General features: G+C 45.2%; 12 protein-coding genes. 5 read left to right on the top strand and 7 right to left on the bottom strand.

What is annotated here, in order from left to right:
- The first annotated feature begins 84 nt into the window (after positions 1-84).
- The gene (locus M3I01_RS04840) at positions 85-939 is read left to right on the top strand and encodes an inositol monophosphatase family protein (protein WP_255894459.1); all 855 of its coding nucleotides are present in this window, start codon (positions 85-87) and stop codon (positions 937-939) included.
- A gap of 107 nt (positions 940-1046) precedes the next feature.
- On the opposite strand, the gene M3I01_RS04835 is transcribed toward M3I01_RS04840, so the two are convergent.
- On the bottom strand, positions 1047-1946 hold the full coding sequence (locus M3I01_RS04835; RefSeq protein WP_255894458.1) for a LysR family transcriptional regulator: 900 nt from the start codon (positions 1944-1946) through the stop codon (positions 1047-1049).
- 129 nt (positions 1947-2075) lie between these two features.
- Between M3I01_RS04835 and M3I01_RS04830 the strand changes: the two genes are divergently transcribed.
- Complete coding sequence (locus M3I01_RS04830; protein ID WP_255894456.1) at positions 2076-2942, top strand: MBL fold metallo-hydrolase; 867 nt, start codon at positions 2076-2078, stop codon at positions 2940-2942.
- A complete protein-coding gene (locus M3I01_RS04825; RefSeq protein ID WP_275564945.1) occupies positions 2936-3556 on the top strand; it encodes a DsbA family protein in 621 nt (206 codons plus the stop codon). Before M3I01_RS04830 ends, M3I01_RS04825 begins: the two co-directional genes overlap by 7 nt.
- A gap of 89 nt (positions 3557-3645) precedes the next feature.
- Here M3I01_RS04825 and M3I01_RS04820 read toward each other — a convergent pair whose 3' ends face one another.
- From M3I01_RS04820 to M3I01_RS04800, 5 genes are all read right to left on the bottom strand, one after another.
- The gene (locus tag M3I01_RS04820; RefSeq protein WP_255894453.1) at positions 3646-4692 is read right to left on the bottom strand and encodes a lipid A deacylase LpxR family protein; all 1047 of its coding nucleotides are present in this window, start codon (positions 4690-4692) and stop codon (positions 3646-3648) included.
- 309 nt (positions 4693-5001) lie between these two features.
- Positions 5002-6375 carry a short-chain fatty acid transporter gene (locus M3I01_RS04815; protein WP_255894451.1) on the bottom strand — a complete coding sequence of 458 codons (1374 nt, stop codon included), beginning with the start codon at positions 6373-6375 and terminating at the stop codon, positions 5002-5004.
- A 120-nt stretch (positions 6376-6495) separates the two neighbouring features.
- Complete coding sequence (locus tag M3I01_RS04810; RefSeq protein ID WP_255894450.1) at positions 6496-7671, bottom strand: acetyl-CoA C-acetyltransferase; 1176 nt, start codon at positions 7669-7671, stop codon at positions 6496-6498.
- A 47-nt stretch (positions 7672-7718) separates the two neighbouring features.
- The gene (locus M3I01_RS04805) at positions 7719-8378 is read right to left on the bottom strand and encodes a CoA transferase subunit B (protein WP_255894449.1); all 660 of its coding nucleotides are present in this window, start codon (positions 8376-8378) and stop codon (positions 7719-7721) included.
- Positions 8379-8394: 16 nt separating this feature from the next.
- Positions 8395-9099 (bottom strand): CoA transferase subunit A, encoded by a 705-nt coding sequence (locus M3I01_RS04800; RefSeq protein ID WP_112139995.1) that lies wholly within the window; start codon positions 9097-9099, stop codon positions 8395-8397.
- 125 nt (positions 9100-9224) lie between these two features.
- On the opposite strand from M3I01_RS04800, the gene M3I01_RS04795 reads away from it, so the two are divergent.
- Both M3I01_RS04795 and fdhA read left to right on the top strand, forming a co-directional pair.
- Positions 9225-10106 (top strand): LysR family transcriptional regulator, encoded by an 882-nt coding sequence (locus M3I01_RS04795; protein WP_255894448.1) that lies wholly within the window; start codon positions 9225-9227, stop codon positions 10104-10106.
- A 162-nt stretch (positions 10107-10268) separates the two neighbouring features.
- Positions 10269-11462 carry a formaldehyde dehydrogenase, glutathione-independent gene (gene fdhA, locus M3I01_RS04790; protein WP_255894447.1) on the top strand — a complete coding sequence of 398 codons (1194 nt, stop codon included), beginning with the start codon at positions 10269-10271 and terminating at the stop codon, positions 11460-11462.
- Between the two features lie 93 nt (positions 11463-11555).
- Here fdhA and M3I01_RS04785 read toward each other — a convergent pair whose 3' ends face one another.
- Complete coding sequence (locus M3I01_RS04785) at positions 11556-13097, bottom strand: NAD(P)H-hydrate dehydratase (protein ID WP_275564944.1); 1542 nt, start codon at positions 13095-13097, stop codon at positions 11556-11558.
- Positions 13098-13189: the final 92 nt, after the last annotated feature.

Raw genomic sequence — 13189 nt, 5'->3', positions numbered from 1 at the left:
AATAATCAACATTCAATAAACCATTCGTCACTCTGATCACGTATAATTTGTGAACTTTGGAAAGTACAAAAGGAGTGACGAAAGATGAACCTCGACAAACTATCTCAAGATCGGCTTATCGACATTGTCCGACGAGCAGGGCAAGAGATCGTCATGCCAAGCTTTCGACAGCTTAATGCAAGCGATGTAGAAACCAAAAGTAGCTTAACCGACCTTGTCACCATTGCCGACAAAGCCAGCGAAGCCTTTATCACAACTGAAATTCAGCACGCTTTTCCCGACTGGGAAATTGTTGGCGAAGAAGCGGTCGCAGAAAACCCATCGACCACCGACAAAATCGCCACCGCAGACACTTGTGTGATCATCGACCCCATCGATGGTACTTGGAACTACGCTCATGGCTTATCAGATTTCGGCATCATACTCGCCGTTGTCGTGAAAGGCGTGACACGGTTTGGCCTGCTTTATGATCCCGTAAACGACGATTGGATCTACGCGAATCTAGGCGAAGGTGCCTTTTTCCAGCGCACCGCCATGAATGAAAAAGGCAAGAATCAAACACCTAACCAAGCACCACTTGCCTTGCACATCACCGCAGAACCAGAGCTAGACAAACTTGCTGGCATCATGTCGGTCAACTCATATACCGGCCAGAAAAAACAAGACTTCGCACTGAAAGCCTCGCGCTTTGTCCGCATCAACAACTTACCATCTTGCCCTGCTTACCGACAAATCGCCCAAGGTCACTTCCACTTCAGCCTCACCTACAAAATGCTCCCATGGGATCATGCCGCAGGCGTCCTAGTGCACACCGAAGCAGGCGGAGTTTGTCGAACCTTAGAAGGTAAAGAGTATTCCCCTGCCATGCTAGAAGGCGAAATGCTCGCGGCTCAATCAGAAGAGCAATGGCAGGAATTGGCAGAGTATTTTAGGAAATAAACAACAAGCCTTCTAACCCCACCAGCGGGAACTAGGTCGGGATTCTCCCCTAGCGCCCCTAAAATACATTGATTAAAATTATTCATTTTGCAACCACTAAAGCTTGCTCACCAAGGATTATCTTTGAAGTAGATTTCTAGATGATCAATTAAAGCGCGTACGGTCGGTGGTAGATGTTTTCTAGAAGAGTACAACGCGTAGATGCTAAGGTCTTTGGGTTTCCAATCGGGTAATACGTGACACAAACGACCCTCTTTTATGTAACGATTAACAAGATACGTCGGTTGGAGGGAAATTCCTCCGTCGTTTAAAGCCGCGTGCAATAACGCCGTTGCTTCGTTGGCCGTTAAACGGCAATTGACCGAAATGGATTCAAATTGATCACCTTGAGACAGGTGCCATATGTGTCGTTCGAAATTTTTATAACCTAAACACTGGTGATTCACTAGGTCTTTTGGATGCTGAATGCCCCCTATTGTTTCGCGAACTTTTTCGAGGTAAGCCGTAGAAGCAACCAGTGCAGACTCACACACGGCAATAGGTTTGCCTATTAAAGAAGGGTCTGGATTCGAGGCAATTCGTATCGCAAGGTCAATGCTTTTTTCAGTAAGGTCTGCCGCGCTGTCTTCTAGGTCAATATCGATGCGTACTTTCGGGTACAAACGCATAAAATTCTGAATCGCCGGCATCAGTTGTGAAAAGCCAAATGACACACTGGTTGTCACTTTAATGCCGCCTGCCAATTCATTGTCTGTATTAGCCAGTGCGGTGATATTGTCCGCGTCTTCCAGCCAACGCTCAATGTCTTTTAGGCAATTTTCACCCGCGCTTGTAAGGGATATTTTCCGTGTCGTACGATGCAGCAAACGTGTTTTCAGCCAATCTTCCATTGCTTCAATATAGCGTGTCACCATAGGGCGCGACATATTCAAACGATCTGCTGTACGAGAAAAGCTGCGTGATTGCGCAACATCAATAAATACTTTGGCAGCGGTCACTCTGTCCATACCCTTGCTATCTCTTCTCATTTGCACGATATAAGAAACAATCATAATCGTTTTTGTGTGTTTTTCCGAGCACGTCAATCTTTTAATATTCATTTCACGCACTACATTCAATACTCACTGGAGAAAGAAATGAAAAAAATTATTCTATTAGCAGCATCCGCACTTATCGCTCACTCAGCTTTGGCCGCAGACAAAGCACCATTAACACTGGACGTCTACAATGCGAATAGTGGCAGTTTTGGCGTTACATCAACTTTGGTTTACGGTGAAACAGAAGCCATGGTGATAGACACTGGATTTACGAAAGCCGATGCATTACGTATTGCGGCTAAAGTTTTGGATTCAAACAAAGAGTTGAAAACCATTTTTATTAGCCAAGCTGATCCTGACTACTATTTCGGTGCAGAAACGCTACACGCACTTTTTCCTAACGCTGACATCATAACCACACCCGCAGTCAAAACCGTCATTGAGAAAAAGCTGGCGGGGAAATTGGCATTTTGGGGGCCAAAAATGGGTGTCAATGCTCCTGTAAACCCTATCGTTCCTACGGCTTATACCAAGTCAACGTTGACTGTTGACGGGCACACTATAGAAATTCGTGGTACAGAGGGTGTTTTGGCGCATCGTCCTTACTTATGGATCCCTGAAAACAAAGCAATTTTAGGCAACGTTGCAGTGTTCGGAAACATCCATTTATGGATGGCAGATGCGCAATCTGATGAATCTCAGGCGGCATGGAAAGCACAATTAAAAGAAATGCTAGCGCTTAAACCAACGGTGGTTATTCCTGGTCATATGACAAAAGACACCGAAATGAATGCGGATGCTATTCACTTCTCACTTAACTACATCACGGATTTCCAACAAGCAAAACAAGAAACGACTAACAGTAATGACATGATTCGGTTCATGTCGAAAAAATACCCAGCAGCCCAAGGTATGTTAAACCTAAACATTGCGGCTAAAGTTCATCAAGGTGAAATGACATGGTAAACGTTCATTATTTCTTCGACCCTATGTGTGGTTGGTGTTACGGCGCGTCATCGTTAATCGAAGTATTAGCAAACATGCCTGAGTTTGACATCACTTATCACCCCGGGGGGATGATTCCAAAGCGAGCAATTGATCCGTCTTTTAGACAGCATATTTTGCAAGCAGACGAACAAATCGCCAACATGACAAAAGCTCACTTTGGTGACGCTTATAAAGCAAGAGTGACGAGTGCTGATGAGTTTATCGTGGACTCTTACATAACCACTCGGGCATTTCTTGTCGGTCAAGAAATGGGGATTGCCGCACATAAAATGCTGGAAGCGATTCAAAAGAGTCATTACCAAGAAGGTCAACATCTCGATCAATTAGACGCATTAGAGAAACTTGCCGTGTCGATGGGATTGGATGCTTCTACATGGAACGAGAAAATAGCCGGTTCAGAAACCAAAATGATGGGGCAAATACAAGAAAGCCATGAGCTGATGAGTCAAATGAAAGTGAGTGGCTATCCGACGTTAATCATCGAAAAAGATGGCGTCTTACTGCGTGTTTCTCATAGCACTTATTACGGTAAAACCAATAAATGGAAGGCGTATTTAACAACGTTGATTTGATCGTAAAGCTCTTTGAAAAAACACTTTAAAAAAAGCCTTTTACTTTTCCAAGTAAAAGGCTTTTTTATGTATTGATGAAAACAAAAATTCTATATTTGCCAAGCAAACGTTAAGGTGCCGTAGCGAGTCAATTTATCCAATTCACGGTCATTCGTATCGCCGTTAAGGGTAAACGGTGCATTAATCGCGAACGCTAAAACACCACTACCCCACGAATAACTCAAACCTGACGTAAACATATTTTGATTGTGATCATAATCGACAGATCGGCTATTACGAAAAGTATTACCATCCGTGAATATTTGATTGAAGATGTAGTTATATTTAACACCAGTATAAACAAACCAGCCCCTGTTCACGGCAAAAGGGTTCGACGATCTCGATGCTGACAATAAAACCGTCGGAAAAGAGTCATCCAGATTACGACCATAACGTAACATGACACCAGAGCTCACACCACTTCTGAGCGTTCCAACACTTGCATCCACACCGGATAAAAGATCCATTTTACCACTATCAGAAACCCAAGAACGCCAGCTACGACCTCGCGAAAACTCAAACACAACCTCATTCTCTAACTGGGTATCCCATCCCATTGGTTTTTGAGCACCAATGATTTTATGGATTGTTTTTTGCGCTTGCTCGCCCATAGCAAGCGGCCCAACCACACCTAAGGTTGTTGATACTCGATCAGCATAATCAGCTTTGACCGTAATATAAGTATTGGTAAAGCTTAATAAACCAGAATAAGGCAGCGAACCCTCTTCAGGGTTCACTTCTGCAATGTCGTATGACGTTGTTAATGTTTGGCCAGCGCTATAAACATTCACCACATTTTCAATGCCTTGTTGAGGCATACTCCACATGAGCGGAGCCACCCAAAAATCGGGTTGTTTAACGGTCGTTACGTTTTCGTGAATATCGTAAAATGAGACATAAATGCCATTGGTGTAACCGTTATCTTCGTTCACAAAGAAGTCGTTATCTAGCGTTGCGGACACCCAATTAATGTCTGCGTAGACAGGCATTCCAAACAATAAAGAAAGGCCTAAAAAATAGCGCTGTATCGCGAGTACTCTTCTTTTTACAACAATGTCTTTTTTTCGCTTATCGCTTATCTTTTGTAGCCTCGCCATTTTTTACCTATGTTCATTTGTCGTTAATTTGAATAAAAAAATTGTCGCTCATTATAAAGTGAATTTACTCATATTTACCCAAATAAGAGATATAACAATATGAAAATAAAAGGATGGTTTTAGCATAAGTTTCAAGGATATAGTGGTTTGTGAAAAAAGCATGACATACCAATTGAAATACGTCATCTATAAGTATTTAAACGGTATAGTAAAACGTAAATGCCGTAAGAAAAGACAACAGACAGAAACAAAAAAAACCACCATCCGAAAAAATTTGAGACAGTGGCTTTTTTCGTTTTTATTACCTGTTTAGAAAATTAAAAATCCCAAAGAAATAATCACACCAGAACCGATTAACGCCATCAGGCAATAACCCATAACATCTTTCGCGCCAAGCCCTGCAATCGCAAGCGCTGGCAATGCCCAGAAAGGTTGAATCATGTTGGTCCACGCGTCACCCCATGCAATGGCCATGGCCGTTTTCGCAGCATCCACACCCAATGCAGCGCCTGCTGGCATCATAATTGGTGCTTGAACCGCCCACTGACCACCACCAGAAGGTACGAAGAAGTTCACGATCCCAGCACTTAAGAACGTAAATAATGGGAAGGTTGTTTCATTCGAAATAGACACGAAACCCTGAGAGATAACACCCGCTAGAGAAGCGCCAGAATCCCCTGTGGCCGTCATCATCCCCATGATGCCTGCATAGAACGGAAATTGCAGAAGAATGCCAGAACAGTTACGGGCACCTTGAGAAATCGAGTTCAATAAGCTTTTTGGCGTACCATGCAGCAAGACCGCAGAAAACAAAAAGGTAAAGTTAACGATATTCAAGTTTAACGCGAAACCATTCGTCACAAAGTAAAAGATAATGTATGAGAACCCCATTACACCTAACACCAAAGACAAAGTACGGCTGTTTTCAAGACGCTCTGCTGGTGTCATATTGGCTTTTTCAGGTGCCTCTGCGACTTTTTCTTCTAACAATTCCGCATCAATCGTAATAGTGTCTTGTGGTGATGGGTGCATCAAGCGATTCAACAGAGGAATAGTGACCAACATAACCGCTAAAATCGTTAAGTTCATGGCCGAGAATATTGTTTCAGAAGTAGGAATTGCCGCCGTTACTGCACCATTCGTGACGGCCTCAATATTTTTACCACCGGCAATAGAAAGCGGAATTGAACCCGATAAACCACCGTGCCAAAACAAGAAACCGCTGTAAGCAGAAGCGATCAGCAAACGGTAATCCACGCCTTTAACACGAGCGGCAATTTCACGAGCGAAAATCGCACCAACAACCAACCCAAAGCCCCAGTTTACCCAACACGCCATCGCACTGATGACAGTAACGAGGATAATCGCTTGGCCAGGTGTTTTGGCAACACCAGCCAACATAGACAATTTACGTTTAAAGGCAGGTGCACTGGCCATCGCATGGCCCGTTACCACCACCATCGCCATCTGCATAGAAAAACTCAGCAAGTTCCAAAAACCACCTGCCCATGCATTTACGACCTGCATTGGCCCTTGCCCCGTACTGGGCATGACAAACAAAAACACCACAAAGGTTAAGACAATGGCAAATATGAAAGGGTCTGGGAGATAACGCTGTAAAAGTGTTACGAAAAATTGGCTTATTGTTTGTAAACCCGTTTTTTTGTGCTCAAGAGTATTCATCAATTTATCCTATTATTATATTTATGTTTTTTATTAATGCTTTTCCATTGTATGAAAAAGCTAAAAGGGCATCTCTAGAGATCCCCTTTTTGCGACGACATTTATTGCTTACCCATAACGCTAACGAGAGACCAACATGGCAACACCCATTCCGCCGCCAATGCATAACGTAGCCAGTCCTTTTTTAAGATCCTGTCGCTGCATTTCATGAAGCAATGAGACCAAAATGCGACAACCAGATGCACCAATCGGATGACCAAGCGCTACCGCTCCGCCATTCACATTCACTTTTTCGCTGTCTAGCCCGAGCTCTTTATTCACACACAAAGCTTGCACCGCAAAGGCTTCATTGGCTTCGATCAAATCCAAATCCGCGACGCTCCAATTCACTTTATTAAGCACTTTTTGCGTGGCAGCAATGGGGCCTGTCCCCATAACGTCAGGGTTCACACCCGCCGAACTTGCTGCTTCAATAACCGCTATAATAGGCAAACCCAAACGCTTCGCTTCCACATCAGACGTCACGACCACCATGGCAGCGCCATCGTTTAACGTCGAGGCATTACCCGCAGTAACCGTGCCTTCTTTCGCAAAAGCAGGACGCAATTTTCCTAAAGACTCAATACTGGTCGCTGGACGAATCTGTTCGTCAGCATCAACCATCACGGGTTCGCCTTTACGTTGTGGCACGGCAATAGGAAAAATTTCTTCAACAAAACGACCCGCTGCTTGTGCTTGCGTGGCTTTTTGTTGAGAGTAGGCCGCAAAGGTATCTTGCTCTTGTCGGCTAATATCCCAACGAGAAGCGATATTTTCCGCCGTTTGACCCATGTGATAATCGTTAAACGCATCCCACAAACCGTCGGTCACCATGGAATCCAATAATTCCCAGTTACCCATTTTTTTGCCAGATCGACTGTTCGGCAACACATGTGCCGCTTGGCTCATGCTTTCTTGTCCGCCCGCAACAACCATGTTGGCATCACCGTTCAATATGGCTTGAGCGGCCAATTGCACGGCCTTTAAACCAGAACCACAGACTTTATTAATCGTCATAGCGGAGACTTGTTTTGGTAAACCTGCATGTATGGCGGTTTGACGAGCTGGGTTCTGACCACAGCCTGCTGCCAGCACCTGACCTAAAATGACTTCGTCTATGTTGTCTTTCAGAAGTGGTTGTTTGGCCAACATACCAGACAACAATTGAGTACCAAGTTGCACAGCACTTAAAGAAGATAAAGCGCCATTAAAGGCACCAATGGGCGTTCTTGCCGCAGCAACGATGACAGCTTTCATTTGATCCGCTCCTCAATATTAAATTCTATTTATTGTTCTATGTTTTATTAGGCAAAGACCATTTCAGGCACATGATCGGGAACAATGAGCTTACCTTGGGTTTTCTCAATAATTTCCTCAACCGTCACACCCGGCGCCCTCTCTTTTAGAACAAAAGCACCGTCTTCTATTTCTAACCACGCCAGATCCGTTAAAACTTTCTTAATGCAGCCTTTGCCTGTTAACGGCAAACTGCACTCAGATAACAACTTAGATTCACCTGTTTTAGAAGCGTGCGTCATGGTGACAATGATATTGTCCGCGCCTGCCACTAAATCCATCGCGCCGCCCATGCCTTTGATCAATTTATTTGGAATCATCCACGACGCAATATTGCCATTCACATCGACTTCGAACGCACCCAATACGGTTAAATCCACATGGCCACCACGAATCATGGCGAAAGATTCAGCCGATGAAAAAATGGATGCCCCTTTAACCGTCGTAACGGTTTGTTTGCCTGCGTTAATCATGTCAGCGTCTATGGTTTCTTCCGTTGGAAATTCCCCCATTCCAAGCAGGCCATTTTCAGACTGCAACATGACGTCCATATTATGCGGAACGAAATTGGCAACTAAAGTAGGAATACCGATGCCTAAGTTGACGTAAAAACCGTCTTGTAATTCTTGGGCAACACGTTGTGCCATTTGCTCTCTTGTCAGTGACATACAAAAACCTCTATTTTTATTCTGTTGGTTTAACGGTTCTTTTTTCTATGCGTTTTTCAAAGGTGCCAAGCACAACTCGATCCACATAAATGCCTGGCGTGTGAATGTGCGCTGGGTCTAATTCACCGACCTCAACAATTTCTTCCACTTCTACCACGGTGATCTTGCCAGCGGTCGCCGCAAGAGGATTAAAATTTTGCGCCGTATGACGATAAACCACATTGCCATAACGGTCGGCTTTCCAGCCTTTTACAATGGCGAAATCGCCAACAATGGCTTTTTCCATCAGATATTCACGACCATCAAACACTTTTGTTTCTTTGCCTTCCGCGACAGGCGTACCCACACCCGTTGCGGTATAAAAAGCAGGAATGCCAGCACCACCAGCACGCATTTTTTCAGCCAAGGTGCCTTGAGGTGTCAGTTCCACTTCAAGCTCACCATTTAATAACTGTTTTTCGAATAAGGCATTTTCGCCAACATAAGACGACACCATTTTCCGAATTTGTCTGTCTTCAAGCAAAATACCCAAACCAAATCCATCGACACCGCAGTTGTTAGACACAACAGTTAAACCCTTCGTGCCTTTGCGTTTGATTTCTGCAATCAGATTTTCAGGAATGCCGCACAAACCAAAGCCACCAGCAAGAACCGTCATACCGTCTTCTAGCCCAATCATGGCGTCTTCATAAGAAGCGACCACTTTGTCAAAACCTGCCATTGTCATTTCCTCATTATTATTTTTGATTGCTGTCCAGTTTGACTCATGGCTATAAATTAATTAAATTTGTTTTTTCTATTTATTAATAATTTTTTTAAATGAATAACTTTTGTGAAGAACACTAAATGAACATCAAACAAGTGAAAGCCTTTTTAGCCGTCGCCCAGTCCATGAGTTTTGCCAGCGCGGCGACTCAATTGCATTTATCTCAACCCGCTTTGAGCTTATCGATAAAAAGCCTTGAGGAAAATTTAGGGGGAAAACTTTTCACTCGAACCACGCGCCACATTGCATTGACACCAGAAGGCGAAGCACTCGTTCCTATCGCAAGGCGATTATTGGCGCAATGGGAAAATGCCGAAGACGAAATGAAACAACGTTTTGCCTTGCAATTGGGCAAAATTGCCATCGCGTCCATGCCTTCTTTTGCGGCGTCATTATTGCCAAAAGCCATTCGTAATTACCACGAATCTTACCCAAATATTCAGGTGGCGATTGACGATGTACTATCGGATATCGTGGTTGAAATGGTGCGCAACAATCAGGTGGAGCTGGGAATATCCTTTGAGCCTGCCAATCTTTTAGACTTGTCTTTTTACCCGCTTTACGATGACAGGTTCATCGCGATTTTACCCAAAGATCACCCTTTGGAAGAACAAGACACCATTCCTTGGCGAGCGCTTTTAAAATATGACTTTATTACCTTACAACGCCCTTCCAGTGTTCGCGCCCTAATAGAAAGCTCGCTGAATGATGCTGGCATCGAACTGACCGTGGCGTTTGACGCACACCAATTGGCGACCGTCGGACGTATGGTCAGCGAAGGCATGGGCGTGGCAGTTGTGCCGTCTATCTGTCGCCAACAAGCCATCGAACAAGGGGCGCTTATTCGTCCCGTGATTCAACCTGAAATCCATTGTCGCGTTGGTGTCATCTGTCAGCCACGATCCAATCTTTCCATCGCGGCCGCCGCCATGTTGGATGTGCTCATTAATACTTATTCCTAGCAAAAGAAAAGGCGAAGGAAATAAGGAACTGCATCAATTAATTTAAATGACGTCGTTTTCAGAATACTTATAGGTCGTTCAAAGACCCATCCTTTTTACTGCTGGTGACAAAATAACCGATTGGATTCAACAATAAAAACAACCGCTAAAAAGGATATCGTTATGAGTAATCATGCAAACCGAGGCGTCATTTATCAAGGTAATGGCACGGTTAAAGTCGAGGCAATCCCTTTCCCTGAACTGGCCATTGGCAAACGACGCTGTGACCATGGCGTTATCCTAAAAGTGGTCACTACGAATATCTGTGGCAGTGATCAACACATGGTACGAGGCAGAACGACCGCTGAAAAAGGCTTAGTACTGGGTCATGAAATCACAGGTGAAGTCATTGAATGTGGCCGTGATGTAGAATTCATCAAGGTTGGAGACCTAGTATCTGTGCCATTCAATATTGCCTGTGGCCGTTGCCGCAGCTGTAAAGAAGGCAAAACAGGCATCTGTTTGAACGTAAACCCAGCTCGCCCAGGTGCCGCGTATGGTTACGTAGATATGGGCGGCTGGGTTGGCGGACAGGCCGACTATGTCATGGTGCCCTACGCAGATTTCAATCTGTTGAAATTCCCAGATGCGGATCAAGCACTGGAGAAAATCCAAAGCCTAACCTTGCTTTCTGACATTCTTCCTACGGGTTTCCACGGTTGCATAACCGCTGGTGTTGGACCGGGCTCTACCGTTTATATTGCTGGCGCTGGGCCTGTTGGTTTGGCTGCGGCCGCGTCTGCGCATTTATTAGGGGCGGCCTGTGTGATTGTTGGCGATATGGTCGAAGACAGACTGAATCAAGCGCGCTCTTTTGGTTGTGAGACCATCGATCTTAAACAAGAAGGCGACATCCAAGACAAAATCGAAGCCATTCTGGGTGATCGTGAAGTGGATGCGTTTGTTGACTGCGTTGGTTTTGAAGCCCATGCATGTGGCTGCGACCATCATCAAGAATCACCAGCGATTGTCTTAAACTCTGCCATGCAGATGACTCGCGCGGGTGGACAAATTGGCATCCCAGGCCTATACGTTACTGAAGACCCTGGTGCAGTAGACAGCGCGGCACAACAAGGCAGCTTGAGCATGCGTTTTGGTCTTGGTTGGGCGAAATCTCATTCCCTTCATACGGGTCAATGTCCAGTTATGAAGTATCACCGCCAGCTGATGCAAGCCATTTTGTTTGATAAAATTGATATTGCTAAAGCGGTGAACGTGCAGATGATATCTCTGGATCAAGCACCACAAGGTTACGCCGATTTTGATGGTGGCGCCGCGAAGAAATTCGTGATTGACCCACACAAAATGGTGAGTTAAAAAGCGACCAATACACTAATACCGAAAAAGCCTTTTCCTACTGTTGTGATGCAAAAGCAATTCGTAGGACAAAGGCTTTTTTCTTTCTACTGTTTATTTACCATTATTTTTTGTCGGGAAATATTGCCGTTTAAAAGCGGACAATACCTTAGGCAAACATTCAGGCAAATCTTCTGCGATCAGCCCCACGCCAACTTCATTGCCCACTTCACCGTGCAGCCAAACTGCGGCGGCAGCGGCATAAAAAGGCTCAAACCCTTGCGCTAACAGCCCAACAATAAACCCTGCTAATACATCGCCTGATCCACCTGTTGCAAGCTCCGCAGGGGCGTTGGCGTTAATCATCGCTCGTTCGTCTGGCGACGCAATTACCGTATCTGCGCCTTTCAATACCACGACAGCGCCACTTTGTTTGGCGGCAAGTCGAGCCCGAGACAATTTGTCCTGAGCGTGACTTTTATTGAGGGAAGGAAACAAACGCGCGAACTCTCCTTCATGAGGCGTCATCACACAAGGTCCAACAATGGCGTCAAACAGCGTTTGTGGATCGTTTGCAAAGGCACTGAGTGCATCGGCATCCAACACCGTCGCGCGACCTGTAGAAAGTGCCGTCAAAACGATTTTACGTGTGCGAATACTTTCAAACCCCGCCAAACCGGCTCCCGGTCCCACGGCAATGGCATTATGTCGAGAATCTAATAACAACTCTTCAAAATCTTCCGACTCTTGACTAAGTTCTAATTTCGCCACCATCACGCCAGTCAATGCCGTAGCATACACAGCCCAAGCCTTAATAGGCGCCGCCAAAGTAACCAAACCAGCGCCTATACGCATGGCGCTTCGAGCCGTTAAACGACTGGCTCCAGTGAGTGTTTCACCGCCATAGACCACAGCATGTCCGCGATGAAACTTATGCCCATCCAATCGTGGCCAAGGATAATCTCGATACCAAAGCTCTGGGCTATTTTCCCATTTTTGAAGATTTAACTCGTCCAGCACAGTCACAGGAATACCGATATCCGCAACAACAAGTTCACCGCACAGCGCTCGGCCAGGAAACAGTATATGTCCGGGCTTTTTACGAAAAAACGTCACGGTTAATTCCGCTGAAGCCACCTGCCCCAATGTTGCGCCCGTTGTACCATCAACACCACTAGGGACATCTATCGCACAAACCGGTAGTTTGCGCGCTATCATGGCGTCTACCATGTCACGGGCTTTACCTTCTAAAGGGCGAGATAAACCTGCACCAAACATGGCGTCTATGACTAACTCTGTTTGATCGAGTAAGTCTGTTGAAAAGGTGTCGACTTCGCCTTGCCAAGCCTGATAAAAATGCGCCGCTTCCGTTGAAAAAGTATCAACAGAACCTAAAAAAGCGAGACGAACTGGCCATCCAATCAAGCGCAAATGCTGCGCCACCACAAAGCCATCTCCACCATTATTGCCCGGGCCACAAAGTACCAATACGGATCGTTTTGACCAGTGATTCACCACGGCGTCTGCCACCGTTTTGCCAGCGGCGGCCATCAAATCCATGGCCGGTATACCAGCCATGACAGCCGCTTGATCTGCTCTGCTCATTTCGTTTGCCGTCAAAAGGAATGAGGGGGATTGCTTATGTCTGTGCTCCATTAACTTTCTACCTTTCTCTTTTTAGCTTTATTTTTCTATTTTATAAGAAATGCTGCTCTTAAAACCAACCGTTATTCGTTCATCAGGATGGC

The organism is Marinomonas maritima, from assembly GCF_024435075.2.
Lineage (GTDB): Bacteria > Pseudomonadota > Gammaproteobacteria > Pseudomonadales > Marinomonadaceae > Marinomonas > Marinomonas maritima.
The sequence above is the reverse complement of the archived record's forward strand: the minus strand, read 5'-3'. Positions and strand labels throughout refer to the sequence as shown.

Excerpts from the sequence above, each read along its gene's own strand:
- M3I01_RS04840 (WP_255894459.1), top strand. The coding sequence starts at position 85 with ATGAACCTCGACAAACTATCTCAAGATCGGCTTATCGACATTGTCCGA.
- M3I01_RS04835 (WP_255894458.1), bottom strand. The coding sequence starts at position 1,946 with ATGGACAGAGTGACCGCTGCCAAAGTATTTATTGATGTTGCGCAATCA.
- M3I01_RS04830 (WP_255894456.1), top strand. The coding sequence starts at position 2,076 with ATGAAAAAAATTATTCTATTAGCAGCATCCGCACTTATCGCTCACTCA.
- M3I01_RS04825 (WP_275564945.1), top strand. The coding sequence starts at position 2,936 with ATGGTAAACGTTCATTATTTCTTCGACCCTATGTGTGGTTGGTGTTAC.
- M3I01_RS04820 (WP_255894453.1), bottom strand. The coding sequence starts at position 4,692 with ATGGCGAGGCTACAAAAGATAAGCGATAAGCGAAAAAAAGACATTGTT.
- M3I01_RS04815 (WP_255894451.1), bottom strand. The coding sequence starts at position 6,375 with ATGAATACTCTTGAGCACAAAAAAACGGGTTTACAAACAATAAGCCAA.
- M3I01_RS04810 (WP_255894450.1), bottom strand. The coding sequence starts at position 7,671 with ATGAAAGCTGTCATCGTTGCTGCGGCAAGAACGCCCATTGGTGCCTTT.
- M3I01_RS04805 (WP_255894449.1), bottom strand. The coding sequence starts at position 8,378 with ATGTCACTGACAAGAGAGCAAATGGCACAACGTGTTGCCCAAGAATTA.
- M3I01_RS04800 (WP_112139995.1), bottom strand. The coding sequence starts at position 9,099 with ATGGCAGGTTTTGACAAAGTGGTCGCTTCTTATGAAGACGCCATGATT.
- M3I01_RS04795 (WP_255894448.1), top strand. The coding sequence starts at position 9,225 with ATGAACATCAAACAAGTGAAAGCCTTTTTAGCCGTCGCCCAGTCCATG.
- fdhA (WP_255894447.1), top strand. The coding sequence starts at position 10,269 with ATGAGTAATCATGCAAACCGAGGCGTCATTTATCAAGGTAATGGCACG.
- M3I01_RS04785 (WP_275564944.1), bottom strand. The coding sequence starts at position 13,097 with ATGGAGCACAGACATAAGCAATCCCCCTCATTCCTTTTGACGGCAAAC.